Source organism: Streptomyces sp. CB03238, from assembly GCF_002099185.1.
In the GTDB taxonomy this organism is placed as follows: Bacteria; Actinomycetota; Actinomycetes; order Streptomycetales; family Streptomycetaceae; genus Streptomyces.
In genome coordinates, this window is the sequence record NZ_NBCN01000035.1 from 16,271 (window position 1) to 40,257 (window position 23,987).

General features: G+C 70.1%; 26 protein-coding genes. 19 read left to right on the forward strand and 7 right to left on the reverse strand.

Annotated elements, in window-relative coordinates:
- Positions 1–192 precede the first annotated feature (192 nt).
- Genes BKD26_RS36005 through BKD26_RS42165 form a run of 6 tightly spaced genes read left to right on the forward strand, consistent with a single transcriptional unit; the run spans position 193 to position 7,834 of the window.
- Positions 193–600, forward strand: a complete 408-nt coding sequence (locus BKD26_RS36005) for a hypothetical protein (protein ID WP_084907012.1) — start codon at positions 193–195, stop codon at positions 598–600.
- A gap of 10 nt (positions 601–610) precedes the next feature.
- The gene (locus BKD26_RS36010; protein WP_084907014.1) at positions 611–964 is read left to right on the forward strand and encodes a hypothetical protein; all 354 of its coding nucleotides are present in this window, start codon (positions 611–613) and stop codon (positions 962–964) included.
- A gap of 48 nt (positions 965–1,012) precedes the next feature.
- Positions 1,013–3,682 (forward strand): ATP-binding protein, encoded by a 2,670-nt coding sequence (locus BKD26_RS36015; RefSeq protein WP_084907016.1) that lies wholly within the window; start codon positions 1,013–1,015, stop codon positions 3,680–3,682.
- The gene (locus BKD26_RS36020) at positions 3,682–6,252 is read left to right on the forward strand and encodes a hypothetical protein (protein WP_084907018.1); all 2,571 of its coding nucleotides are present in this window, start codon (positions 3,682–3,684) and stop codon (positions 6,250–6,252) included. The genes BKD26_RS36015 and BKD26_RS36020 overlap by 1 nt, the downstream gene beginning before the upstream one ends.
- A complete protein-coding gene (locus tag BKD26_RS36025; protein ID WP_084907020.1) occupies positions 6,249–6,800 on the forward strand; it encodes a hypothetical protein in 552 nt (183 codons plus the stop codon). Before BKD26_RS36020 ends, BKD26_RS36025 begins: the two co-directional genes overlap by 4 nt.
- Positions 6,800–7,834: a C40 family peptidase gene (locus tag BKD26_RS42165; protein ID WP_084907022.1), complete on the forward strand. Its 1,035-nt coding sequence runs from the start codon at positions 6,800–6,802 to the stop codon at positions 7,832–7,834. The genes BKD26_RS36025 and BKD26_RS42165 overlap by 1 nt, the downstream gene beginning before the upstream one ends.
- A 67-nt stretch (positions 7,835–7,901) precedes the next feature.
- Here the strand turns inward: BKD26_RS42165 and BKD26_RS36035 are convergent, their stop codons facing one another.
- Together BKD26_RS36035 and BKD26_RS36040 are read right to left on the reverse strand one after the other, a co-directional pair.
- The gene (locus BKD26_RS36035) at positions 7,902–8,810 is read right to left on the reverse strand and encodes a hypothetical protein (protein WP_084907024.1); all 909 of its coding nucleotides are present in this window, start codon (positions 8,808–8,810) and stop codon (positions 7,902–7,904) included.
- Positions 8,807–9,490, reverse strand: a complete 684-nt coding sequence (locus BKD26_RS36040) for a plasmid partition protein (protein ID WP_107418117.1) — start codon at positions 9,488–9,490, stop codon at positions 8,807–8,809. The genes BKD26_RS36035 and BKD26_RS36040 overlap by 4 nt, the downstream gene beginning before the upstream one ends.
- 212 nt (positions 9,491–9,702) lie before the next feature.
- On the opposite strand from BKD26_RS36040, the gene BKD26_RS36045 reads away from it, so the two are divergent.
- The 4 genes from BKD26_RS36045 to BKD26_RS36060 all read left to right on the forward strand — a co-directional run bounded on the left by BKD26_RS36045 (position 9,703) and on the right by BKD26_RS36060 (position 12,219).
- The gene (locus BKD26_RS36045) at positions 9,703–9,933 is read left to right on the forward strand and encodes a hypothetical protein (protein WP_084907028.1); all 231 of its coding nucleotides are present in this window, start codon (positions 9,703–9,705) and stop codon (positions 9,931–9,933) included.
- A gap of 3 nt (positions 9,934–9,936) precedes the next feature.
- Positions 9,937–10,341, forward strand: coding sequence for a hypothetical protein (locus BKD26_RS36050; RefSeq protein ID WP_084907030.1), 405 nt, complete (start codon positions 9,937–9,939; stop codon positions 10,339–10,341).
- A gap of 120 nt (positions 10,342–10,461) precedes the next feature.
- Positions 10,462–11,109 (forward strand): hypothetical protein, encoded by a 648-nt coding sequence (locus tag BKD26_RS36055; protein WP_084907033.1) that lies wholly within the window; start codon positions 10,462–10,464, stop codon positions 11,107–11,109.
- A gap of 336 nt (positions 11,110–11,445) precedes the next feature.
- Positions 11,446–12,219 (forward strand): Ku protein, encoded by a 774-nt coding sequence (locus tag BKD26_RS36060; RefSeq protein WP_179166833.1) that lies wholly within the window; start codon positions 11,446–11,448, stop codon positions 12,217–12,219.
- 14 nt (positions 12,220–12,233) lie between these two features.
- Here BKD26_RS36060 and BKD26_RS36065 read toward each other — a convergent pair whose 3' ends face one another.
- Complete coding sequence (locus BKD26_RS36065) at positions 12,234–13,493, reverse strand: helix-turn-helix domain-containing protein (RefSeq protein ID WP_241519007.1); 1,260 nt, start codon at positions 13,491–13,493, stop codon at positions 12,234–12,236.
- A gap of 220 nt (positions 13,494–13,713) precedes the next feature.
- Here BKD26_RS36065 and BKD26_RS36070 point away from each other — a divergent pair, with 220 nt between their 5' ends.
- From BKD26_RS36070 to BKD26_RS36080, 3 genes are read left to right on the forward strand one after another with little or no spacing between them, the layout of a single operon-like run.
- A complete protein-coding gene (locus tag BKD26_RS36070; RefSeq protein WP_084907036.1) occupies positions 13,714–14,892 on the forward strand; it encodes a hypothetical protein in 1,179 nt (392 codons plus the stop codon).
- A complete protein-coding gene (locus BKD26_RS36075; RefSeq protein WP_084907079.1) occupies positions 14,889–15,785 on the forward strand; it encodes a lactate dehydrogenase in 897 nt (298 codons plus the stop codon). Before BKD26_RS36070 ends, BKD26_RS36075 begins: the two co-directional genes overlap by 4 nt.
- Positions 15,782–16,900, forward strand: coding sequence for a hypothetical protein (locus tag BKD26_RS36080; protein ID WP_084907038.1), 1,119 nt, complete (start codon positions 15,782–15,784; stop codon positions 16,898–16,900). Before BKD26_RS36075 ends, BKD26_RS36080 begins: the two co-directional genes overlap by 4 nt.
- 130 nt (positions 16,901–17,030) lie before the next feature.
- On the opposite strand, the gene BKD26_RS36085 is transcribed toward BKD26_RS36080, so the two are convergent.
- The 3 genes from BKD26_RS36085 to BKD26_RS36095 are packed head-to-tail and all read right to left on the reverse strand — an operon-like array spanning position 17,031 to position 18,336.
- Positions 17,031–17,237: a hypothetical protein gene (locus BKD26_RS36085; RefSeq protein ID WP_084907040.1), complete on the reverse strand. Its 207-nt coding sequence runs from the start codon at positions 17,235–17,237 to the stop codon at positions 17,031–17,033.
- Positions 17,238–17,284: 47 nt separating this feature from the next.
- The gene (locus BKD26_RS36090) at positions 17,285–17,497 is read right to left on the reverse strand and encodes a DUF397 domain-containing protein (RefSeq protein ID WP_084907042.1); all 213 of its coding nucleotides are present in this window, start codon (positions 17,495–17,497) and stop codon (positions 17,285–17,287) included.
- Positions 17,494–18,336, reverse strand: coding sequence for a helix-turn-helix transcriptional regulator (locus BKD26_RS36095; protein WP_084907044.1), 843 nt, complete (start codon positions 18,334–18,336; stop codon positions 17,494–17,496). The genes BKD26_RS36090 and BKD26_RS36095 overlap by 4 nt, the downstream gene beginning before the upstream one ends.
- A 497-nt stretch (positions 18,337–18,833) precedes the next feature.
- Between BKD26_RS36095 and BKD26_RS36100 the strand changes: the two genes are divergently transcribed.
- The 4 genes from BKD26_RS36100 (at position 18,834) to BKD26_RS36115 (ending at position 21,586) form a co-directional block, all read left to right on the forward strand.
- Positions 18,834–19,301, forward strand: coding sequence for a hypothetical protein (locus BKD26_RS36100; protein WP_084907047.1), 468 nt, complete (start codon positions 18,834–18,836; stop codon positions 19,299–19,301).
- On the forward strand, positions 19,298–19,777 hold the full coding sequence (locus BKD26_RS36105; protein ID WP_084907049.1) for a hypothetical protein: 480 nt from the start codon (positions 19,298–19,300) through the stop codon (positions 19,775–19,777). The genes BKD26_RS36100 and BKD26_RS36105 overlap by 4 nt, the downstream gene beginning before the upstream one ends.
- A 279-nt stretch (positions 19,778–20,056) precedes the next feature.
- Positions 20,057–20,854, forward strand: coding sequence for a hypothetical protein (locus BKD26_RS36110; RefSeq protein WP_241519008.1), 798 nt, complete (start codon positions 20,057–20,059; stop codon positions 20,852–20,854).
- A 150-nt stretch (positions 20,855–21,004) separates the two neighbouring features.
- Positions 21,005–21,586: a Uma2 family endonuclease gene (locus tag BKD26_RS36115; protein ID WP_084907053.1), complete on the forward strand. Its 582-nt coding sequence runs from the start codon at positions 21,005–21,007 to the stop codon at positions 21,584–21,586.
- Positions 21,587–21,641: 55 nt separating this feature from the next.
- Here the strand turns inward: BKD26_RS36115 and BKD26_RS36120 are convergent, their stop codons facing one another.
- Positions 21,642–22,820 (reverse strand): TniQ family protein, encoded by a 1,179-nt coding sequence (locus tag BKD26_RS36120; RefSeq protein WP_084907055.1) that lies wholly within the window; start codon positions 22,818–22,820, stop codon positions 21,642–21,644.
- Between the two features lie 176 nt (positions 22,821–22,996).
- Here BKD26_RS36120 and BKD26_RS36125 point away from each other — a divergent pair, with 176 nt between their 5' ends.
- A complete protein-coding gene (locus BKD26_RS36125; protein WP_084907057.1) occupies positions 22,997–23,596 on the forward strand; it encodes a zinc ribbon domain-containing protein in 600 nt (199 codons plus the stop codon).
- Positions 23,597–23,631: 35 nt separating this feature from the next.
- Positions 23,632–23,844, forward strand: a complete 213-nt coding sequence (locus tag BKD26_RS36130; RefSeq protein WP_084907059.1) for a hypothetical protein — start codon at positions 23,632–23,634, stop codon at positions 23,842–23,844.
- The last annotated feature ends 143 nt before the right edge of the window (positions 23,845–23,987 follow it).

Below are 23,987 nucleotides of genomic sequence, written 5' to 3' on the forward strand. Positions count from 1 at the left end.
TGACGTAACCACCCCCGTTGAAGTTACGAGAGACACGATAGGGCTCAACACTTCACCTGCGGAGATGAGTTGCGGACATACCCAAATGGCCTGCACAACAGGCCTTCGAGCGCCTATCGTGGACCGTGCATGTCATAACCCGCTAGTCCCTTAAGACTTGACGGGCCCTCACCCCAGAGAGAGGCGAACCTCATGCCATCCACCAACCCCTCCAAGAGCAGCCGGCGCGCCCGGCTCACCCGCCTCGGCCGGCTCGCCGTACCGGCCGCGCTCACCGTCGCCGCACTGGCGATCGGCCCCCAGGCCGGCATGGCGTACGCCGCCACGGCCGCCGAACTCGCCGCTCCCGCGCCGGTCACCCCCAGCTCTGCGGGGCTGAGTGACTGGATCGAGAACAACCTCCTGAACATCGCTTTCCTGGTCGTCGGCCTGGTCGTGATTTTCCGGGCAAAAGGAAAAGATTGGAACGGCGCGCTGGTCACGGGCGGTATCGCGATCTTCGGTATCGCCATCGCAGCCATCGGCACCGGCAACACCGCCCTCGGCCTCGGCCAGTGGCTCGTAGGCCTGGTGACTGCGGGGAACGCCGGGGGGGCCTGACGCCGTGCGCATGCACACCGACGACGAGGTCTACAACGTCGACGCCGTCTTCCTCGGCCCGCCGGGAACCCGCCTGCCGTGGCGCGCCCGCTACCAGGCGTACGGCGTCGGCGCGCTGCTGACCGTCCTCATGCTCATCGCCCTCGGCAAGACCGGGCTCATGGGCTTTTGGCCCATCGTCTACGGCATGCTCGCGGTCATCTGGCTGACCCGGAAGATCATGCCTCACGTCACCCATGACCACAGCGTGAAAGCACTGGTCAGGACGTTCTTCAACGAGGTCCGCGCACCACGGTCCAAGCGGCACCAGGCCGTCGTCGCCGTCATGTCCGCCTCGGGCATCCGGCGTCGCAGCTGCCGCTGACCGCGGACCCCCACACCACTTTCTGCCCAACAACCCCAGGGACTTGACTTGAAGCGCACCGCACGCGGCGCCCGTTCGGCCACAGGCAAGGCTCCAGCACCCGCCGGCCGCCGCACCGGCCTGTTCACCGCCAGGGACGCGGGAGAGAAGGTCTCCACCCTCGCGACCGGCCTTCAGCTGACCGACATCATCGGCAACTTGACCATCACCAAGAACGGCCACGTCACCGCCTGGTACGTCGCCGCACCCGTCCGCTGGTCATTCCGTACGGCCGCCGACTGCAACTCGCTCATCGCCGCGCACGCCCAGCGCCTGGCCGAACTCACCGGCCGCCGACTGCACATCCGGGTCACCCACCGCCCCTACCCTGTCGCCCGCTGGGCCGCCGAGCTGCACCGCAGCGTCGTCGACCCGCTGCCCGGATGGAAGCAGTACCTGGCCGACGAGCAGGCCAAGGTGGCGCGCTTGCCGCTGGATGACAAGGTCGTCTATTACGGGGTGCGGATCGGCCGTATCACCGGCGCCGGCCGCGCCGTGCAAAAGCTCATGCGCAGCGCCATCGACAAGCAGCTGGCCGCCCTCCAGAGCGACATCGGTGACGTCGACCGGATCATGGCCGGGCCGGGCATGAACGCCAGCCCCGCCCACGCCTCGGACATGGACTGGCTGATGACCCGCTCGCTCGGGCTGTGCCTGCCCGCACCGCTCAGCGCGCGCCCGCAGCCGACCGACGTGTGGAACGAGAGCGACCTGCACGAGTGGACCGACGGCATCGAGTGGGTCTCTCCCGCTCCGTACGCGCCCTCCATCACCGTCTCCGGTGACCGCAACGGCCGACGCGTGGAGCGTCACGTCAGCGTGCTGACCTTCGGCCGGATGGACCTGCCCGACATCCCTGAATCGGGGTGGGGGCCCTGGCTCCAGCGCCTGGACCAACTCCCCTTCCCCTACGAGCTGGCGGCCACCATCGACATCCGCGAGTCGACGGAGGCCGGCAACGAGATCCTCAGCCAGCTCGACGCGGTCCGCCACCAGGTCCGCCACCACCGCGAGCACGGCGTGGAGGTACCGCTGTCCCTCGCCCGCCAGGCCGGGACCGGGCGGGAGATCGAGGACGACATCCGCTCCGGCCCTGTGGGTCTGTCCAGCCGCACCCGCGGCTGGTTCCGCATCGCCGTCGCCGCGCCGGACGAGGAGAAGCTGCGCGAGCGGATCAAGAAGGTCAAGGAGAAGTACGGGACGTTCGCACTGATCGAGCACCCGCGCGGCCAGTGGGCCCTCGCCCGGGAGTTCATCCCCGGTGAGCCGCTCGCCAACGACGCCTACGCCCGGCGCATGCCGGTGCGCACCCTCGGCGGCAGCCTGCCGGCCGTCAGCGCGTTCGTCGGCGACCGCCGCGGCTTCAACCTGGGCTACACCTCCGGCACCGCGCGGCGCCCCGTGATGTGGCACCCCTGGCACAGCCAGGAGGTGCGCGAGTCCTCCGGCCTGACCCCGATCCTCGGCACCCTCGGCTCCGGCAAGACCGCTCTTGGCGGCAGCATCGTGTACCACACGGTGCAGATGGGTGTCCCCTGGGTCGTGCTCGACCCCTCCGGGCCCGTCCGCCGCCTGTGCGACCTGCCCGAGCTGCGCCCCTACTCCAAAGCCATCGACCTGATGGCCGCCGACCCGGGCACCCTCAACCCCTACCGGATCGTGCCCGACCCCGACCCCGCCCACTACACGACGGATGTCTACCGCGACGAGGACGACCCCGCCCGCGCCGCAGAGCAGGCGTACCGGCTGGAGATGCAGCGCGCGGCCGGACACCGCCGCACGCTGGCCACCGACGTCCTGATGGGCATGCTGCCACCGCAGATCGCCAAGACGGCGCAGACCAACCTCGTACTGATGAAGGCCGCACAGCAGGCCGACACCTCCGTGCACGGCTCGCCCCGCGGAATCATCAAGGAGCTCCGCTCGCTGGGCGGCAGCCACCAGGAGCACGCCAACGACGTCGCCGACCTCCTGGAAGCCGCAGCCGAGCTGCCCCAGGGCCAGCTCATCTTCCCTGCCGTCGACGGCGACGACACCTACCAGACCCGGCACTGGCGCCTGGTGGTGCTCAACCTTCGCGGGCTCGTCCTGCCCAACTCCGAAACCGCGCGCGAGGACTGGTCTGTCGAGGAGCGGTATGCGATGCCGCTGCTGTATCTGGCCGGCTGGTACGCCCAGCGCAGCATCTACGCCCGCGACCTGCACGACCGCAAGGGCGTGTGGATGGATGAGGCCCACGTGATGCAGCGCGTCTCCTCCGGCCGCGAGCTGCTGCGCAAGTCCGGCCGCGACTCCCGCAAGCACAACGGCCGCGTGGTGCTGTCCACCCAGGACGCCCAGGACATCCTCGAAGCCGGGGTGGAGAACTGGATCGACAGCGTCTTCGTCGGCCGCACCGTCGGCAGCGCAGCTCAGCGCGCCGCCCTGCGCCTGCTGGGCGTGGAGCCGGGCAACGGCTACGAACAGGTCCTGGAGGGCCTGTCCGCCCATGCCCACGACGCCCAGCAGCGACGCGGGGACCGGGAGTTCATCTTCAACGACGGAGCCGGTGGCATCGAGCGGATCACCGTGCCGCTGCGTCACCGTCCCACGCTGCTCAACGCCCTGGACTCCACCGCCAACCCGCACCGCGACCGCAACCCCTGGGCGAGCGTGAACCTGGCGAAGGAGGCCCAGTGATGACAACCGTGTGGCAGCGCGCCCGCCTGCGCACCGCCGGGCGGATCGCTCCCGTCCTGGGCATCCTGCTGATGCTCTTCGCCCCGCTGGCGGGCACGGCTCAGGCCGCCCCCGCCCAGTACGTGGCCAAGGCACCGGCCGCCCCCAGCCCGAACCCGAGCGAAGACCCGTGCGAGCTGCTGAAGGACACCCCCGGGTACGAGATCTGCAAGAAGGAGGACAAGCCGAAGGACGAGACCAAGTGCGAGGACATCGACGGCCCCGCCGGTGAGTTCTGCAAGGACGGCAGCAGCCCGGGCGGCAACGGCCCCTCCGACCCCTTGGACTCCATCACCGGTGACTGCAAGGCGGCGCCGGAGCTCGACTCGCCCGGCGACGGCGTAGCCGGTTGGTTCGACGAGGGACCGGCCAAGGCACCAGCACCGCGCGCCCCGACGGCGGCCAACGCCGACGCCTACCTGTATGAGCAGTACGGGTACGCCGGTCTGAGCTGGCACACCTACGACCTGGGGTGCGGTGGCAGCCTGCGCGCTCCGGAGGCGGCCACCGACAACTGGCTGGCCAACATGGTCTTCGGGTTCTCCAAGGGCTGGACGGCACTGACTGTCGTGCTTCGTCAGCAGGCGACCGGCGACAACGACTTCATGGACGACCTGGACCCGGTCATCGAGACCGCGACCCGCGCCGTGCGCGACGCGGTCTACTCGCCCTGGATCGGCACCTCGCTGCTGATCCTGGGCACCGTGATCATCTTCCAGGCACGCAAGAAGGACACCGCCAGCGTGCTTTCACAGGCCGGCTGGGCGCTGATCGTCATGACGCTCGCCACCGGCGTCGCCAGCTACCCGGTGCAGGCCTCGAAGTTCGCCGACGATTCCATGAACACCGTGATCTCCGCCATTGACCAGAGCTTCGCCAACGTCGACCTGGCGAAGCCGAAGGAGGAGCCCAAGGCCGCCCCCGAGGGCGGTGTGACGACGATGCAGCTGGCTGCGGCGCCCGCCGCCGACCAGACGACGGCCCACGGCAACATGCTCGTCAAGTCGGTGCTCTACCAGCAGTGGCTGCGCGGCATGCTGGGCGACACCGACAGCGAGGTGGCCAAGAAGTACGGGCCGCAGCTGCTGGACGCCCAGGCCCTCACCTGGCACGAGGACCGGCTGCCCCCGGCCGAGCGGCAGAAGGTCGTGGCGAGCAAGCAGCAGAAGTTCCAGGAGCTCGCGGAGAAGATCAAGACCGAAGACCCCAGCGCCTACAGCCACTTGACCGGCAAGGCCGGGAGCCGGCTGGGCGCGGCAGGCCTCTCGCTGCCCGCCGCGGCTGCGGCCAACACGTTCTCCATGGCCTCCGACATCGTCATCATCGGCGCGAAGCTGACGATCAGGTTCGTCGTCGTGCTCTTCCCGGCCATCGCCGTCATCGGGCTGCACCGCCGCCTGGACGGCACCGTGAAGACCGGTCTGAACTCCGTCATGGCCGCCTGCATCAACGTGCCGCTCTTCGCGACCGCCGGGGCCGTCGACGTGCTGGCCGTTGAGACCCTGATGGTCAACAGCACGCTGCCGAAGTGGGTGGCCATCCTGCTGCTGTTGCTGATCACCTGGATTCTCTGGCGGATCGCCAAGCCGTTCCGCCGCATGAGCGCCATGGTCAACCCCAACCGCAACTGGGTGGAGGACGCCGGCAGCGTCGCGACGACCCCCGCCAAGCTGGCCAAGGCGTACGGCAAGCACTACCTCGTCACCCGCTACATGCGAAAGCTCATGGGCAAGAACACCCAGGCCATCGAGGACGTGGGTGACGCCGTCCGCGAGCAGCAGGACGACGACTTCACCCTGCGCGAGGACCGCTCCAGCGGCTCCGGGTACGACGCCGACCACGGCTCCTGGGACGGCTGGATGAACCCCGACGACCCCAACTCGCCCAACAGTGGACCGACGCGGGGAAGGGGTCAGGGCGGCGCCGACGACACCCCGACCCTGTACACGGACTACGAGGCGGACTCCGGATTGGAGCCGCACTCCTTCCCGGCCGGTCATGACCCCCGCTACCGGCCTGCCGGCGCGATCCCCGGCAGCAGCTCCTCCGCAGCGGACACGGACGACTACATCGACGCCGACGCCTGGTACGTCGAGGACCTGGACCCGGCCGCCCGCGACTCCTACAAGGCGCTGCCCACCGGATCGGGCACATCGACCGGCGGACACGTGGGAGACGCGGGCTCGCTGTCGGCACCCAGCACGCCGGACGCTCCCGGCCCCCTGCCGGGCGGTTCGGGCGGAGGCGCCACCGCGAGCGTCCCGCCGCCGCGCAGCCGTCCCCAGGCACCGCCCGCCGACACCGCGCAGCCGCCGCTGCCCGCAGCCGACGACACCACAACCGGCGCCCCGGCTACGGCACCCGCAGCGGACCGGCCGTACGTGCAGCCCGAGGCCGGACCCGCGGTGGTGCCGCCGACGATCGACGAGGACGGCAACCACGTCTACGTGATCTTCGACCCCAGCCGGGAGGACTTCACCATCCGCGACGACCTCCACGGCGCGGACGCCCCGGAGGAGGGGGAGCGATGAACGAGACGCTGCACCAGCTCTGGCGCTGGCCGCTGCACAGCCCGCGGCGGCTGCTCGCCACCGTCCTCGTTGCCGTGGCGGTGCTCGTCGGCGTCACGGCGCTCACCACCATCACGTCGGGGCGGCCCCAGGCTGCCCCGGCCCCGGCCGCCAGCACTCCCGCTGGCGGCCCGCCGGCCCCCTCCCCCACGCCATCGGTGCTGCCCTCGCCCAGCCAGACGACGAAGGACTACGGCCAGGCGCTCAACGTCGCCAAGGCCTTCGTCACCTCCTGGGCCAGCCACGAGAAGGACTGGCAGACCTGGTACGCCCACACCGCGGTCCACGCCACGGACGACTTCGCCCGGCGTCTGGGCACCGTCCTGCCCGACAACATCGAGGCCACCAAAATCACCGGGAATCTGCGGCTGACCGACACCAGCGGCATCGGCCGCACGGAGGTCGCGGTGCCCACCGACGCGGGCCTGGTGTCCGTGACCCTGGTCCAGGACCGGGACGGCAGCTGGCGCGTGTCGGACCTCCAGCCCGGCGCCCAGGCGGTGCAGTAGTGGTCTACATCAGCACGCTCAACCGGGCCCGCCGGGCACGCCGCATAGGACTCCTCGTGGGAACCGCGGTGGCCGGCGCCTCGCTCGTCCCAATCATCCTCATCCGCAGCGTGGTCTCCCCCGTCGCCTCCCTCGACATGGCTGGCGTCAGCTGCGCCCTGCCCGGCCTGAGCCTGGCCTCCGCCAAGAGCGCCAACCTGAACCTGACCCCGGAGCAGATCCGCAACAGCGAGACGATCGTCAACACCGGCGCGCGCATGGGCATCCCGGTCAAAGGCCAGGTGATCGCCATCGCCACCGCCATGCAGGAGTCCGGCCTGCGCAACATCCCCTACGGAGACCGCGACTCGATCGGCCTGTTCCAGCAGCGCCCGAGCCAGGGCTGGGGCACACGCGAACAGATCATGAACCCGGTCTACAGCTCCTGGAAGTTCTACAAGGGACTCCAGCAGGTGAAGGGCTGGCAGAACATGGCCGTCACCGACGCCGCCCAGGCCGTCCAGCGCAGCGGCTTCCCGTACGCCTACGCCAAGCACGAGCCGAAGGCGGTCAACATCGTCGCCGCCATGGGCGGCCAGGGCGGTATCCAACAGATCAACAACAACACCGGCTGCACTCCGGTCGGTGTCCCGGCCAGCGACAACACGGCCGGATACGTCAAGGTCGCGCTCCAGCAGGTCGGCAAGCCCTACGTGTGGGGCGGCACCGGCCCGGACGGCTTCGACTGCTCCGGCCTGATCGTCTACGGCTGGCGACAGATGGGCTACCAGTTGCGCGTGCGCACCAGCCAGCAGATGCACGAAGTAGCCGTCCCCGTCGCCCAGGGCCAGGAGAAGAGCGGCGACCTGATCTTCACCAGGTTCGAGGCCGGCGGCCCCGCCCACGTGATGATCGTCGTCAAACCCGGTGTCGCCGTCGAGGCGCCCCGTACGGGACTCGACGTCCGGGTACGGAAGTACGACCCGGCCACCGAGAACATGCGGTTCGGGCGCCTGCCGAGCAACCAGATGGACCGGATCACCGCCCAGGCGTAGGACCTGGGGAGCATGGGGAAGGGGCGGCACCTGTGGGTGCCGCCCCTTCCCCATGCGTCCGTCTGCGCTAGCCGTCGACGCGTTCCAACACCTTCCGCGCCCACGCGCGCGCCTCCCCCAAAAGCCGCTCCACATCCTCCGGCGCCGCCTCCCGGGCCTGCGCGACCCTCGTCGGTTCCAACGCCGTGTGGGCATCCACCAAGGCGGCCACAGCAGCGCGCAGCCCCGCGAGCACGGGCACCTGATCGTCGTCCTGTTCCTGGCTCTCGCTCTGGCCGGTGTCGAGGCCCGCCGGTGCGGAGTCGCCCCCTTCCGCCATTCCAAAATTTTGGAATGGCGCGCCCGGAGCATCATCTGAGCCAGTGCTTTCCGGGGCCGCATCCGTACCCGCCGGGGCGGGGGGCTTCTCCGTCCTCGGCGGGGGTAGCTGCGGGGGCGCGAACAGGGCGTCGATCTCCCGGCCCGTCTCCCCGGAGGTTAGGTACGCGGCCAAGTTCTGGACGACTTTCTCGGTGACGCGCTTCCCGTTGGCCTTCCCGTGCTGGCGCAGTTCGGCGTACCAGCGGGCGACCTCCTCGCAGCCTTTCTCCTCCGCGACCGATACCAGGGCACGGACATGGGAGTCGGGGGCCGGCTGCTCGTACGTTTCGTGGATCTGGGCCGCCAGCCTCCACTCTTTGATCTCCAGGTATGCGGCGGACTCGCTGATGCCGTCCCACTCGTCGTCAAGGTACTGCTGACGGGTCCGCTGCCCGTCCTCGCCCCGGTAGAGGCGTCGCTTGAAGGCCGCTTCCAGCGACTTGCCGCGCATCCACTTGGCGGCCTGGTGGTGGTCCCGGGCCGCGTGGATGCGCTCCAGGTCCCGCTGTTCGCGGGCGTCGAGGGGGCCGGTCCGGTCGAGTTCCACCGGCTCCGGGATCAGTTCAGGGACGAAGGCCCGAGCGCGGTCCTTGCGTCCCACCGTGCCGGACGTCATGCGGTCCCTCCGACTGCCGGCAGGTGTCCGAGCTTGGTCAACTCGGTGACCAGCGCGTCGTACGGAGCTTTCCTCTCGGGCACGTCGCACGGAGCGCCCACCGCATCCGCGATCTTCTCCCGGCGCGGGATTCGGGTGGACAGGACTGTCCACTTGGGGTCCTTACCGCTCTTGCCTCCGTCCCGCAGCAGGCCCGCGTACTTCTTCGGGTTGCCCGAGTTCGCCTGACAGCGGTTCAGCAGGACGTAGGTTGTGGGCGGGAGCCCGCTGGGGCGCAGAGCGCCGGAACGGCGAATCACCTTGGCCAGCGTGGTCCCTCGTTCGGGCTTGGTCAGCCTCTCGTAATCCGGTTTCGTGGGTGAGACCGTCACGATGACGAGGTCCGCGACTTCGAGAATGCTGTCCACGATGTCCGGATGATTCTCCGCGTGGCCAGCGTCCACCAGGTTGATGCCGCTGTGGTCCATGTCCGGATAGATGGTCTCGGCAAAGGCGGGAGTGTCAGCCACGTGTACCTGGCACGGGAAGTCGGTTACGTCCCTCTGCCATGCCGCGAGTTGGAGCGACTCGTCTGCGTCGTAGCAGGTGACCTTGTGGCCAGCCCGCGCCAGTGCATAGGCCAGGAGCCCCGTGTTGGTGGTGCCGCCCATCGTCCTGGGCTTGAGGCTGGCAATCAGCATGCGCGCCACCCTACCGGCGATGCTGCTGGCCTCCCCCCGGTCTCGCGCGGCACGCGTCACCGACGACCGCCAGCCGCTCAGGTGATTGACAAGTGTTCAGACCCTGAACACTATTGGGAGGCGGGAACAACCCGCTCCAACACGGCAAGAGGCGCGGCCTGCCGCTTCCCAACGACGCCGCGCCTCTGTCTCCGATCAAGCGGAGGTATCCATTGTCCATCACCATCGCCCCCATTGAGACCCAGGAAGCCATGGACGCGTCCAGCATCCTCGCGGAGCTCGCCGTCTCCCCCGACGAGCCCTCCGTCCTGCGCGCGGCAGCCGACGTGCTGCCGCGCCTGGGCGACAAGGTTCGTCGCCTGACGGCCCCGGCCGGCACGGAGGACGACGACCTGCTGGCCCTGGCGCGCAGCGTGGGCGTAGTCATCGAGAGGACCCGCTGACGCATGAACCGCACCCCAAGCAGCTACCACGTGCAGGCCCTCCTGACCCCAGGCGGTCTGTGGCGCGCGAGCGTCAAGGAACTGCCTGGGGTGCAGGAGCAGCACCGTTCCCTGGCTCAGATGGAAAGGCGTGTCCGCCGCGCCATCGCCAGCACCACGGAGGGGCTCCAGCCGGAGGACGTGCGGCTCGACATCGAGTACAGCACCGGTGACAGCGGCTTCGACCACGAGTTGGCGACCGCTCGTGCCAAACGCGAGCTTGCCGACGAACTGGCCCAGCAGGCACGCAAAGCCGCGGTGCCACTGGCCCAACGACTCGTGCGAGCGGGCGTCTCCCACCGAGACGCCGGCACTCTCCTCGGCACGAGCGGGGGGCTCGTCACCGCCATGATCAAGCCGAAGTCCTAGCCCAGCGCAACGGGGCCGTCGACCACCACCTGGCCGACGGCCCCGTTGCCCGTTTCCCCTTCGGCTCGTTCCGTGTGCCTGCCCTCGGCGGCTGCTCCCCTGTCCGGGATACTTCGGGCCATGGACGACTTGCCGAAGCTGGAGATCGAGGGGGGAGAGTGGTATCTCGCCGTGCCTCCGCCCGCCATGCCGGTTCCGGCCGCACACCTGCCTCCGGAGCTTCACGGCAAGCCGGCTATGGCGTCGATTCCTGGCGTTGGCGTGCTGCACGACATGAGGGTGGTCGGTGACGCCCACCGCGATTCGGCCGGCACGTGGCTGCACCTGGTGCCTGAACTCGATTTCTGGCGCAGTCAGTACGAGTCAGGCCAGCAGATGGCCCCGCGACGCTTGCCCATCGACTGGGTCTACATCGAGCACCGGCTGCCGTACGAGCCACCATCCCCCGGTGACCCGCCTCCGCCCCCACCCCCGCTGGCAGGCGATCCGAGAGCTTTGCTGCGCCGTCTCTCGCCGCGGCCCGACCTGCCGGGGGGCCGGATGCCCGTACCCGCCCGCACGGTCGGACACCTCCACGGCCGCCGCATCATCCAGGTCACGCCCCTCGGGTTCGCCTGGGACCTGCGAGCCGTGAGTGAACCGTACGAGGACGCCAACCATGACGTCGTGGTCCGCCTCACCAGCGTGCCCGAGTACTACCGCTGGGTGCTGACCGGCGCCGACCCCGACCCCGCCCCCGTCAACCTGTACCTGCTCTGGACCGAATGACGCGGGGGAGAAGTTCGCCGACCACGTCGGCAAAGTGCAGGTCGGGATGCCTGCACGGCAGGGGCGCTGGGCGAACCGGCCCCGCCTAGAATCGTACGTATGACCGATTCGACGGATGCGGTGGAACTCCGACCTTGGCGGCGTGAGGACGGGCCGGAGCCACGTGTCTGGACGTGGCCAGCGGCCGACCCGCCCGGCATGCGCGTACGGCTGGGAGGCGTGTGGCGCCGGGGCGTAGTGGAGTCCCGGATGGAGTGGCCCGATGGATCGCCCTCGCCCCACCGGGTGCCCCGGCCCAGGGATGCGCACCAACGGCTGTCGGCCGAAGCTGGAACCATGAGGGCCTCCTGGTCCGGGACCATCCAGTTCGGGCTGGTCGCGCTGCCCATCCGGCTCTACGCGGCCACCCGGGAGCACGCCGTGCGCCTCCACGAGATCCACATCCCGGACGGCAGCCGTGTCGAGCATCGCCGCTTCTGCCAGGCAGAAAACAAGGAGATCTCGTACGAGGAGACCGGCAGAGGCTTTGCCATGCCGGACGGGCGCATGGTGCCCCTGACGGAGGAGGACCTGTCACACCTACCGCTGCCCACGCGCAAAACGGTGGACGTACTCGGGTTCGTCCCCGGCCAGGACATCGACCCCATCAGCTACGGCAAGCCCTACTACGCGGGTCCCAACGGACCAGGAGCTGAGCGCCCGTACGCGCTGCTGGTCGAAGCGCTCGCCCGCACCGGCTACGTCGCCGTGGCCAAGGTCGCCCTCCGCAGCCGCGAGCGCCTCGCACTGCTGCGCCCCCGCCACGGCCTGCTCGTGCTCCAGACCCTGCTGTGGGCAGACGAACTGCGCGACCCCGGAGACCTCGCGCCGTCCGCGCCGGTCACCGACCGGGAACTTCAGCTAGCCGAAGTGCTCATCCGGGAGCTGACCGGCATCGACGTCGAAGCAGTGCATGACGAGTACGCCCACGCCCTGGAGCAACTCGTCACGGCAAAGGTCAGCGGCGGCGAACTCGCCGCCGAGCCAGCGGAGTCCGCCCCGGTGGTTGACCTGATGGCAGCGCTGGAAGAGAGCGTGCGGGCCGCCGCGCGCACCCGTGAGAACCGCTGAACACCGTATGCGGCCTACTCGTGGAGGGCGTCTGTGAGGCGGGCACGGTGGCGGGCGGGGAGTTGCTGCGAGAGTTCCTCGGCGCGGGATCGGATCAGGCCAGTGCGGTAGCTGTGGGGCAGGCCGTCGAATGTGGCGGCTGCCATGTCGGTCGCGGTGCGGTAGTCGCCGTCGCGGCCTAGGCAGGCGGCGGTGTCCATCCGGAGCAGGGCGCGGGTCATGACGGACGTGGGGCTGGTGAGGGCCTGGGCGGTTTCCTGGGTATCGTAGGCGGCCGTGGTGTCGCCGAGCAGGGTGTACGCCTGGGACAGGTGGACGGCGTGTTTCTGGGCGGGGTAGCCGCTCCAGGTGTCGGCGCTCTCGGGCCCGTTGAGCCGTTCGGCCAGAGTACGCATGTCGGCGACGGCCCGTGCGGCTCCAGCCTTGTCGCCGATCGCGGCGAGGGAGCGGGCCGTGACGGCTGCCGCCAGGGCGGCGGCTGCGGTGGGCGCGGTGCCGGCTTCGCGGCGGGCCTTGGCGGCAAGAAGGGCCGCTGCCCGGGGCGCGCCGTAGTTGAGCGGGACCATGGCGTGGCGGGCGAGGACCCAGGCCGTCATACGGCGGTCGCCTGATTCGCGGGCGGCCTTTTCGGCGGTGGAGAACCAGCGGGCGGCGTCGGGCTGGTCTCCTCGGTCGTGCTGGATGATCGCGACGATTCCAGCGAGTCCTGCCGTGGTGCGGGCGAGGTCCGCCCGGACCTGGACGGGGTGGGGGCGGGCCAGGACCTCGTGCAGCAGATCGAGGTCGGTCTGCATGTCGGTGAGGAGGTCGACGGGGGAGCGGCCCCGGTAGCCGCCGTTGTGCCGTTCGAGGGCGGCGTGCAGGTAGGCGACGTCGCCGTCGCTGGTTCCTGTGGCGGCGAGTGCGCTGTCGATGCCCTGGCGGGCGTGTGCGATGCCGGGCAGGGCGCCGGCGCCTACTGCGGCGGCTGCTGCTCCTATGAACTGTCGTCGGTCCACGTCCTGGTCCTCCTTGCCCTTGGTGCGCCGGTGCTGCCGTGAGGCGGCGACAGCGCGGCGCACCTCCCCGACCGTCAGCCCGTATGCGCGTGCGATGGCGTGGTGCCATACCGGGGTCGGTAACCGCTTCTCGTTCTCCCACCGCTTCAAGTTGTCCGGGTCGAACCAGCGGCCGTCCTGAGCGTCCTCGATCAGCAGCGCCTGTTCCTGACGGGTCCGTCCAGCACGTTCGCGGGTGCTTCGCAGCAGAACTCCGATCCCGTCCGGACTCATCATGGGATGCCCCTCCGATTCCGCATGGTCGGATTCCCATGGTGGCCCCCTGGTGTGGCCCCCCGCCCTGGAAACGCACCCATTCCTGGCCCCTCTTTGGTGGGTATGCCCGGCCGTTGAATGAGCGACGCCGGCCCCCGGGTGCTGCCTTCCGCTGCTTTCCGGGGCTGGCTCTCCATTCTTCGCGGACGCTGGTGTCCGCATGGCCGAAGGAGGACCCCTCATGGCCCAACCAACCGTCGAGCGGGGCGTGCTGATGCCGCCCCCGGCGGAGGCGGTGTTGGAGTACGCGGCCGGGCAGACGGTCAAGGCCGCGGAAGCCCTGTGGCCCGGTGCTGAGGTGGTGCCGGGTCCGGTCGCGCCGAGCGTCACGAGCTACGTGCAGCGCCTCGTCGTCGATGGCCGGCCGCTCTACGCGAAGCTGCCGATCCTGGGTGTGTCGCTGGTGTCGGTGCTGCGCGGGGTGTGCGGGGACTGGGAGACGGTCAGGGCGGCACAGGCCGCGTACGCCGTGTCGCCCGGCTCGCTGGTGCGGCGTGAGCTCGACCAGTTGAGGACCCTCGCCGCAGCGGGGCTGCGGGTCCCGATGGTCGCCGGCGCTGAGGGCGGGGTGCTGTTCACCGAGGAGGTGACCGGCTCGTGCCTGGGCGAGCTGATCGGCCGCGAGCCGAACCGTACGACGAACCTGCTGGGCCGCGTCATCGCCGAGCTGGAGACAGGGCTGCGGCGGGCGGGTGTGACCGCCCGGGTGGACCGCGCGCCGATCGGCGAGCGGTCGATCACCGCTACGTTCCTGCGGAAGTTCAACGGCATCAGCGGCAGCGCCTACCTCCAGCACACCGGACACGAGGAGCTGCTGAGCACGGTGGTCGCCCGGCTGCGCGAGGCACCGCTGAAGCCGATGGTGCCCTCCCAGCGGGTCATCTTCGGCGACCTGAAGCCCGAGCACGCAGTCTTCCCCGACGGCGCGGACGGCCCGCTGGTGTTCCTCGACCCCGGTCTACAGCGCGGCCGTCCCTGCGCCGACGCGGCAAAGCTGGCCTCCCGTACGATCCTCGGCCTGGTGGCGTGCCCGCCCCCGGCTGACCAAGCACGGGCGGTGCTGTCCGGTCTCGCCGCGTTCGTGGCAGGCCAGACCTCCGGTATGGACAGGGCCGACCAGGACGCGTGGCTGCGCCAGTTCGTCCAGCTGTGGCTAATGGACACGACCAACATCCTGACGACGTACCTGTCCGCCCCGGCAGGGCTGCCGCTGTCACCCCAGGCCAGTGCCGTCGTCGCACGGGCCGAAGCGGTGGGCCAGATGCTGGAGCACGCCACCGCCTCCATGGGCAGCCGCGCGCCGGCACGGTCCTGGTGGCGGGTGTGCATCGAGGACGCGATGTGGGCGGTGTCCGCATGACGGAGGTCGGTGTCATCGGCGCCGGGGCCGTCGGCCAGGCCCTCGCAGGGCTGCTGCTCACCACCCGGTGGTGCGAGAGCGTCGTCGTCACCTCCGGCAGCGGCCGTACGGCGGCCGGTCTCGTCGCCGATCTGGAGGACATGCGAGAGGTCACCGGCTCACCCGTACGGGTCATGCACGCCGACCTGGAACGGATGCGATCCTGCGGGGCGGTCGTGGTGTGCCCACGCGCCCAGTTCACCAACCGCTCTCGCACCGACATAAGGATGGCGGGGCTCACCGTCAACGGGCCCCTGATCGCCGGGCTCGCCCGCCGCTTCGCCGGCTATCAGGGCGTCGTGGTGATGGTGACGAATCCGGTCGACGTGATGAGTCGCCTGTTTGCCGAGATCTCCGGGTGCCCAGTGCTGGGGGTCGGCTGCAACACCGACACGGCCCGGTACCGGCTCGTCCTGTCACGGCTGCTAGCCGTGTCCCCCGCCGCGGTGGCCGGGCACGTGATCGGCGAACACGGCGACCACGCGGTCATCTGCGCCTCCTCGACCACGGTCAACGGCCGTGCCGTCCCGGTGCCGTTGCAGCGGGTCCGTGACGAGCTGACCGGCCGCCCCGGACGGATCAGCGCGGGAATCGGTCGCACACGCTGCGGCCCGGCCGGCGCCACGCTCGCCGCGCTGGAACACGCCCTCGGCCACACCAACGGGGTGATCGAATTGTCCGCCTCATGGCGCAGCGGGTGGATCGGAATTCCGTTGCGCTTCACCTCCGGCCGTCCCACCGTGTGCCTGCCCCCTCTCGACCCCGACGAGGCCCGGCAACTGGACGCCGCCGAAGCAAAGATCCTCTTCGCCTACGACCAGCTCCACCAGACGATCAAGGAGACCACCGCATGACCGACAGCCACGCCACCCGCATCACTCCGGCCGACGGATACGCGGTCACCATCGTGAGCCGCTCCGAACCCGTCACAGACTGGGCGGTTCGGTATTTCGGCGCCTGGTGGAGCGCCTCGCGTGTGGACGCTGCCGACGTGCCGGGGCCGGTGGTCGTCGCCGACGTCGACCCGGATGTGGTGACCTCGCTGACCGACCGGGTCACCAGCGGGCAGCACACAGAGGCGGTGTACGCGAATGACCGGATGCTCTGCGCGGCCGACACAGACGGCACAGTGGAGGCGGTCCAGCCCGATGCGGGCCTCGCCTACCGGTGGGAGCCGTCCCAACGCCGATTGACGATCGCAGGCACGGACACCACCGCCGTGGCGACGGCCGCGGCCCGGCTCGGCCGGGAGGTCCTGCGCGGTCAGCTCCTAGGCGACGGCTGGCAGATCCTCCACGCCTCGGCCGTGACCGACCCGGACGGGCGGGCCGTACTCACCCTCGGCGACAAGGGCGCGGGGAAGACCACCGTGGGCTTCCTCCTTGCCCGGGCGGGGTGGCACCTGCTGGCCAACGACCGGGTGTTCGTCCGCGTCGAGGACGGCGCGGTCCGGGTGCTGCCGTGGCCGGCGGCGGCTGCGATCGGCTTCGGGCTGCTGGACGCCATGGGACTGTACGACGTCGTACGCGACCGGCTGCTGGCCGGTGAGCAGATGCACCCGACCCAGCACCAGCGCGTCACGGACGCGCTGCTGGCCAACGACAGGGAACCGCTGTGGAAGCCCAGCGGGAAGGAGCTGAAGCCGCAGTTTTTCCCCGACCAGCTCGACACGTGGCTGGGGATGAAGCTCGCCACCGAGGGCCGGGCCGGTGCTCTGCTCTTCCCCCGCATCACGCCCGGCGCGGCCCCGGTGCTGAGTGACGACCGGCGAGGCGTTCAAGAAGGCGACTTCTTCAGCGCCACCACAGAGGACCGTTACCCGGACGTCTTCCGGCTGCTGCCGGTGGGTGGCCCCTCGCAGCGCCTGGCCGACTCGCTCGCCGCACTCCCGCACCAGTCGCTCATTCTCGGGCACGACACGGCCTCGAACACGGCCCTGCTGAAGGAGGTCACGGCCAGCTTGCTGTGACCCGCCCACGGGGTTGGGCTGTAGGCCAGTAGCTCTGCGCCGAGACGCTGGTCATGAAAGGGGCGGGCACCCGAACCGGGTGCCCGCCCCTTTCGTACGCTCAGCCCTTACAACGCGCCGGTGCCGTGGTTCAGCGGCGCTGCGTCACACCGGTGCTGTTCACCCGATACCAGCCGAGCAGCCCCACGGCGAACGTACCAACCGCAACGAGGTAGACGTCCAACGCGGACGAAACCAGTGACTGGTCTCTGACCGCCCCAGCGGCAAACACCGCAGCCCCACTCAACACCACGACCGCGAGCAGCGCGGTGACCACCATCAACATCATCAGCTTCAAGATTGTCTCCAGTCCTGTTCGGCCACCGCGCTGGCGTTGACGAGGGGCTACATCTCCCCGTTTCGCACCGCGTCCGTGAGCGTGGCGAACGCCGAGCGCGTCACTGAGAGGACCGGGCCGCCATCGCGCTTCGAGTCCCGTACGCACGCCCAGGAGCGGACGCGCGCGACCTCGACGCATTCGTTTTGCGCGCCGCTGAACGACGACTTGCGGAACGTGGCCCTCGCCAGCTCGTCGGCGGAGGGCTTGCTGTTGGTCATTTGTCGTACTCCTTGCGCTCAGCGGCCAAGATGTTCATGGACTCGGTGGTGTCAACGGCCTGGCTGCGAAGGTAGTCCATGGCCACTGTGTACCGCCTCACGTCCTCCTTGGCATCGATGTAGAGCCCGCCGCCGAGCATTTCGACGTAAACGGCATCCGTGGAGTCGCCCGCGCCCAGGGTGATGAAATGCCCGAAGCCAGCGGCGTGTGCGCCGGCCTTGAACGGCAGGACCTGAATGTCGATGTTCGGGCGCTTGGCCTGTTCCATCAGGTGGTCGAGCTGCGCGGCCATCACGGTCCGGTCCCCGACCTCCCGGCGGAGCACCGCTTGGTCGAGCACGACCCACAGGTGCAGGGGGATGTCTCGGTCGAGGACGGCCTGGCGCTGCATGCGGGCGGCCACCAGCGCCTCCACCACGTCGAGCGGCTGACGGACCATTTCCGCGAGGTGGATGGCCCTGGCGTACTCCGCTGTTTGCAGCAGGCCGGGTACGACGGACGGGGCGAAGGCGCCTTCCTGCATCGCCTCGTTTTCCAGGCTCACCAGTGGATGCAGCCACTCCGGCACACCAGCACCGACCCACCAGCCCTCGGGCATGTCCTCGGCGAGCCGCACCAGGGCAGCGATCTCCGCGTCGGTGCCGCCGGCCGCCTCCGCGATCAGGCGCACGGCGCGCGGCTTGGGCATGGTCTTGCTGGTCCAGTCCTCGTAGCGCCCCACGGTTGTCTTGCCGTACCCGGCGCGCTTGGCCACCTCTTCGAGCGTGAGATCTGAGCGTTGGCGGAGTTTCTTCAGGCCGGAGGCAATCTGCAACCGCCGTGGTCCCGTTGACGTCATTTCCGGTCCTTCTTCCGAGTAGGCGCCAGTGTGGTCACCCCTGGCGATCACGGCAAGGCCGGTGCTCAGAGCCCCAGTTCGCATGTGTTCTCTCCCAGCCGGCCCACGACTCTTTCGAGGGAATCCCGTAGTGGACTTCCCATTATGGGATTCCCGGTGCCACACTGGCCATAGGCCGCTACGGACAGCTAGTAGTCCGTCACTTGGCGCGATCTTGCCGTGCGGTCATCACCAGCGCAGACGAGGGGAAGGGCTATGCCCGCATCGACCCCGGTCACGGCCAGCGCGGATGTGCGGGCCACGGTCCTGAACCTGCGGACCGCGACGCCGGAGCAGAAAGCGCGCTTACGCGGCGACAAGTGCGCCCGCTGCGGTGCGCAGGGCGGGCTGAGGCCCGCCGGATACGCCTACACCCATTCCGAAGGCGCCGGCCGCCTCGGGTGGGCGGTAAGGGTCTGTGGGTCGTGCCCGTCCAACTGGCTCAATAGGAGGCCGTAATGGGAGAACTGGCCCGCCGCGAGGCGGCGAACGACGGGGCGCAGTGGGTGGCCGCCGCCCACACCGACCCCGAGCAGGTCTGGCGAGAGTGGAATCAGCCGCTGGCGGTGGCCTTGGTGCCGGCCGGGCGGGAATGGGACGCGGTGGCAATGCCGTACGCGCGGTGGCAGGCCGTGGAGTGGGACATGGGCTCCGGGGCGTGGATCAACACGCCGGTGCTCGCCGACGAGACCACCGGCCAGGTGTACCTGTTCGTCCCGGTCGGCACGGCGAAGAACTGGAGCGAGCCGGGCACCACGGCGCTTGGCGAGGGCTCGTGGCTAGTGGTGTCAAAGCCGGGCGGTCGCTTCCGGCGGGCGGTGGGCGCATGGATCCAGCCGCCGGGGCTGATGACGCGGCTGACCGACCCGGACCAACTGCGCGCGTCCCTGCGCCATACCGCCGACTGCCAGGAGGACTCGCAGTGAGCGAGCCGACAACCCTTCCCCTGATCACCGGTACAGCCGCCGACCGGCCGCGGCTGTACTGCGTACCGCCCGAGGGGCTGACCTTGAGCGAGCGGGCGGAGCAGCGCCGGGAGAACTGCGGGGTCCGCTCGACATGGGCCTACCGGGGGTACGACGAGGAAACGCCCGACCGGTGCGCGTTCTCCGTCGGAATCGCCTACGGCGTGTGGGGTGTTGACCCGAAGGTGGCCGACCGTATGGCGAGCCTCGCGTACCACCTGATCTCCCACACCATGGAGGTGGTCCACACCCACCGGTACATCGTGACCGCGGCTCTCGTCGACGAGCAGGCCACCGTCAGCGTCCTCGCGCTCGACGGGCGCATCGTCGCCGAGACCGACCCGGCATCCCACCCCGAGATCGGCCGTGCCGCGACGTTATGGGGGACGCTCCGCCTGGAGGCCGGCCCCTGCCTGTACGCCGGAGCCAGCGTGTAACCCCTTCGACCCCCAGGCGCCCTCACCCCCCGCCAGGGCGCCTGGGTGAGCGGCAGTGGTACCCGCTCTGCCCAACAGCCACTGCCGCTCTGTCAGCCGCCCCGGATGCCCGCCCCCGTCGGGTGTCCGGGGCGGTTGTGTCTTCAGCGGCACCTCGCCGCCCTGTAGCTGTCCACCGCGCCGAACGGCCCGCCCTGAATCGGACACAGGGGCACACAATCAAGCCGACGACTGTAAAGCCACTTGCCATGTAAAGCAGTTTTACAGGACCGTCGTTGTGTGAGTACGAGACGAGATGAAGCGATGGCCGCGCTGCGGGAGTGGTCGAAGCCTGGGCGCCGGGCCGACTTGCTCGCCGCCGCGTGGCAGGCGGGCGAGACCAACGTGTCCGCCCTCGCTGAGGCCGCGCGCATCAGCCGGCCGACCGTGTACGCGGATCTGCGATCGAGGGGCATCGACCCCGACCACCGACCGAAGGGCAACACAGTGATCATCAACCTGGCACCGCTCGACATCGAGGGCTTCACCGGCGTCGGCGAGCGGCTCGACGCCGAGTTCGACGCCGCGCTGCGCCGCTGGGCGGCCGAACACCCCACCGCCACCCACGAAGAGGGCAAGATCGAGGGGATGCGCCTGGCGGCCCTGATGGACACGACGTACCGCTACGCCAACGTCCGCGACCTGCTGGCCCACGAGCAGGTCGCCCGCGCCGAGCGCGACCGCCTCCTGCACCAAGTCGAGCTGCGCTGGGAGGCGCTGAGCACCGCCACCGCGTGGCTGGCCGCCCACCACGCCTATGTCCTCGCGGTCGACGAAGCCCGCATCGCCATCGACATGTGGCGCGAGCGCGCCGAAGCCGCCCTGAAGCGGCCCTTCTTCTGCTCCTCACCGAGGGACGAGGCCGCCTACCACCAGATCCAGGAGGCTGGACACCCCGCCCTGGAACCGGCGATGGCCGACCTCGACCAGACGCCAGCACGTACCGCCGAGCATCTGCGAGCCGACCTCGACCAGGCCCACGAGCGCCGCATGGGGCTGGCCGCCCAGACGCTGCGCGTCGCCCAGCCCGCCCAGTGACCGCACCCGCTGATCCTCACCGGACGGAGGAGTCCACCGTGACCGCGACCACCCAGCAGCAGACCGCCCGCGACCGCCTACGGTTGGCCGAAGAGACATACGCCCTCTGAGCAGGCCACACTGGTGGTTCCGCATGAGGAGGTGAGGGAAGTGAGCGTTGCCAGCATCGCCCAGCACCACGGCCCCTGGACCGTCGACCAGGTCCTGGCCCTGCCCGAGGACCGCACCAACCGCTACGAGCTGCTGGGGGAGTCCCTGGTGATGTCCCCCGCCCCCGGCCTGCGCCACCAGCGGGCCAGCTTCCGCCTCCACGTCGCGCTGGACGCCGCAGCCCGCGCCTCCGGCGCGCCCGTCGAGATCCTCGAAGCCGTTAACGTGATACTGCCCTCCGGCCTCGTCGTGCCGGACATCGTCGTCGCCGACGCCGGCGCGACCGCCGACGACGGCGTCAGCATCGACGCCGACGCCGTCCAGCTCGTCATCGAGCTCGTCTCCCCCGGCAACCGGACCATGGACCGCAAGATCAAGCCCATGCTGTACGCGGAGGCTGCGATCCCGTACCTGTGGCGTCTGGAGTTCGACCCGGCCCCCCGGCTCATCGTCTCCGAGCTGGACAACGGCCGGTACACCGAAACGACGACCGCGCTCCCGGGTACGGTCACGCGCATCAAGGAGCCATTCCCGTTCGAGATCGACCCCGCCCACCTCACACAGCGCCACTCGGCAGGCTAAGCGGGTTCACGGTGCGCAGCCGGCAGGCTCCGCAGCGACTCCAGGACACGGCCGCTCACCCGGACGCCTCCAGCAACGACGCGGGGGAGGGGCGCTCGGGGCAGTCGACGGCCGGCACCCAGCGGCAGCTCAGCGCGCGGCCACGGCAGTACGGGCACGTCTCGGTGGTGGAGGTCAGGGGAAGCCCGTAGACCCAGCGCAGACAGGAGCCAGCCCGGAAAGGGCCGCGGTCGACCGGGCGGTGATGAAGCCGGGGCAGCAGCTCCCACCGGCGATCGGCGCCCGTCGCGCGCCGGGCGGCGCCGCCCTTCGGGCGCGGAGGCAGAGGGCCGTGCAGCTCCAGCCAGTACCGCAGCGGCTCAGCTTCCCTACCCTCGGCGATGCCGGGCGCCTGAAGGTGCTCGGCGACCTCGGCCAGCCACTCACGCGGCGATGCCCCAGCCTCGGCGCGGCGCGTCTCCCAGCCGTTCATCACCTCGGCCAAGCGCACCGCTTCGGGATAGACGACGGCAGGTGCGGCCTGGCGGCGACGGAGCTTCGGCCCGACCCCCAGCGTGTCCTCGCGCTGCCGCCACAGGTCGCGAGCGACCTGCTTGGAAGCCCACCACCACAGGGCCACCTGATGGGCATCGGCCACGAGCGCGTCTCCGGCCGCGCCCAGGCGGTGGTCAAAGGCACGGTGCCGCTGGAGGGCCCTGGCGATGTCGGGGACCGGCGTGGTGTCGATGACGTATCCACCATCGTCCCCGCACTGCCACCGGCGCCCGCACGCGCACGGCCGCCACCGGTGGCCTGCCCCGGCCAGCCACGCCCCGTCCTCCAGACACAGCGGACACGCCCGGAGCGGCCCGGCCCCGGGATCCTCCGGCCACCGCATGATGCGCACCGCAGCGTCGGCCATCTGCACCAGGCGCTCCGGATGCAGCCCGGGAAGCGCGCGGTGCAACTGCGCCTGGTCCCGCTCGACGAGCGCGGCGAGGCGGGTGACCGCCCCGCCGCTGAGATAGACCTCGTGCGTATTCGGCCGGAGGCCCCGCACTGCGCTGGGCAGGCCACCGTGGTGGAGGGCCTTCAAGAGCCGCTGTACTTCAAGGCCGTTGGCGTCCGCCGTACGGGCGAGGAACGAGCCTGTGGTCTCTCCATGGATGAGCGGAACACGGATCGGGAGGTCGGCCGGCGTCAGCGCCTTCGCTGCGCGGGTCCGCCCGGGGGCCTTGGTGGCGCTGTGGGTCATGGAAAGACCGTGGCACACCCCCGTGTCACGGGATCACGGAAATGCAAGAAGGGTGTCGGGCGAGCCCAAAGGGTCGCCGTGGGATGATCTTGGACAGGGAACGGTGCCCTTCGCCTCCCAGGGAGTTGAAGGAACGTGCCGTCCCGAGCCCTGGCCCAGCTCGAAGGAAGCACAACGTGAACGACTCGCCGCAGCAATGGGACGACATACTCGCCGACACCCTCGTCGAATGCGGCCACTGCCACGGCCCCATGTCCCCACTCCCGCCCGAAGCCCCCCAGCCGCGCTACGAATGCCTGCGACAGATGGACAGCGCATGCACGGCCGTGGCGATGCCCGCCCCTGAGCTTGAGAGGTACGTCGCCACCCAGATGGTGGCGGAGATGGTCAAGCCCGCCGTTGCCGACCTTTTGAGGGAGGCCGTGCACCAGGTGGTGGAGACCGAACTGCCACAGCACGAGCGGGAACTGGCCGAACTGGAAGCCCGCGGCAACGTTCCGGCCAGCGAGGTCGAGGCCAAACGGGATTCCCTGGGTGAGAAGCGCCGCGCCTACCAGCAGCTCATGGACCCGGAGGCCTTCAGCCCCAGATGGCAGGTTGACTGGTGGAACCGTCGGGCTGACACCTCCAGCAAGCGAGGGTTGTGCCCCCTGTTCTTCACCAAGATCGAAGTTCGTTCGGGCGCGGCTCCGGTGCCCGGAGCGTACGAAGACGAGCGGATCACGCTTCACTGGCGCGTCTGGGGATCAGTCCCCGAGGACAAGGATCTGCTGTGACTGCCGATCGCCGTGCCCTCGGGCCAGGTCCTCGCGTGCAGGAAGCCACCGCCGCCACGCGGGCGCCCAGCCGGAAGCGTGCCGCCGAAGCTGACCTCGACACGGCCCTGCCCTCCACCCAGCTCCCCAACCTGGACCACCTGCGCGACCGCGGCGTGCTCGGAAAGCCCCAGCACCAGAGCCTCACGCCGGCCGACACCCAGCGGCGCTCCCTGCGCCCTACGCCCCCGCCAGCGCAGCACCCGTGACGCCGGTCCCCGCAGCAGGGCTGTCCGCCGCGTAGTCCCTCGGTTCCTCCCCGCCCGCGCCAGCCGCCTCCTGGGCGCGTTCGTCGGTGTCTTCGGCGCTATCCGCCCCGTACGGCCCGAACGGGCCGCTCTGCCCGGACTGG

Excerpts from the sequence above, each read along its gene's own strand:
- BKD26_RS36025 (WP_084907020.1), top strand. The coding sequence starts at position 6,249 with ATGAACGAGACGCTGCACCAGCTCTGGCGCTGGCCGCTGCACAGCCCG.
- BKD26_RS36060 (WP_179166833.1), top strand. The coding sequence starts at position 11,446 with ATGAGGGCCTCCTGGTCCGGGACCATCCAGTTCGGGCTGGTCGCGCTG.
- BKD26_RS36120 (WP_084907055.1), bottom strand. The coding sequence starts at position 22,820 with ATGACCCACAGCGCCACCAAGGCCCCCGGGCGGACCCGCGCAGCGAAG.
- BKD26_RS36090 (WP_084907042.1), bottom strand. The coding sequence starts at position 17,497 with ATGACCAACAGCAAGCCCTCCGCCGACGAGCTGGCGAGGGCCACGTTC.
- BKD26_RS36005 (WP_084907012.1), top strand. The coding sequence starts at position 193 with ATGCCATCCACCAACCCCTCCAAGAGCAGCCGGCGCGCCCGGCTCACC.
- BKD26_RS36075 (WP_084907079.1), top strand. The coding sequence starts at position 14,889 with ATGACGGAGGTCGGTGTCATCGGCGCCGGGGCCGTCGGCCAGGCCCTC.
- BKD26_RS36070 (WP_084907036.1), top strand. The coding sequence starts at position 13,714 with ATGGCCCAACCAACCGTCGAGCGGGGCGTGCTGATGCCGCCCCCGGCG.
- BKD26_RS36055 (WP_084907033.1), top strand. The coding sequence starts at position 10,462 with ATGGACGACTTGCCGAAGCTGGAGATCGAGGGGGGAGAGTGGTATCTC.
- BKD26_RS36100 (WP_084907047.1), top strand. The coding sequence starts at position 18,834 with ATGGGAGAACTGGCCCGCCGCGAGGCGGCGAACGACGGGGCGCAGTGG.
- BKD26_RS36095 (WP_084907044.1), bottom strand. The coding sequence starts at position 18,336 with ATGACGTCAACGGGACCACGGCGGTTGCAGATTGCCTCCGGCCTGAAG.
- BKD26_RS36040 (WP_107418117.1), bottom strand. The coding sequence starts at position 9,490 with ATGCTGATTGCCAGCCTCAAGCCCAGGACGATGGGCGGCACCACCAAC.
- BKD26_RS36010 (WP_084907014.1), top strand. The coding sequence starts at position 611 with ATGCACACCGACGACGAGGTCTACAACGTCGACGCCGTCTTCCTCGGC.
- BKD26_RS36050 (WP_084907030.1), top strand. The coding sequence starts at position 9,937 with ATGAACCGCACCCCAAGCAGCTACCACGTGCAGGCCCTCCTGACCCCA.
- BKD26_RS36065 (WP_241519007.1), bottom strand. The coding sequence starts at position 13,493 with ATGATGAGTCCGGACGGGATCGGAGTTCTGCTGCGAAGCACCCGCGAA.
- BKD26_RS36080 (WP_084907038.1), top strand. The coding sequence starts at position 15,782 with ATGACCGACAGCCACGCCACCCGCATCACTCCGGCCGACGGATACGCG.
- BKD26_RS36020 (WP_084907018.1), top strand. The coding sequence starts at position 3,682 with ATGACAACCGTGTGGCAGCGCGCCCGCCTGCGCACCGCCGGGCGGATC.
- BKD26_RS36035 (WP_084907024.1), bottom strand. The coding sequence starts at position 8,810 with ATGACGTCCGGCACGGTGGGACGCAAGGACCGCGCTCGGGCCTTCGTC.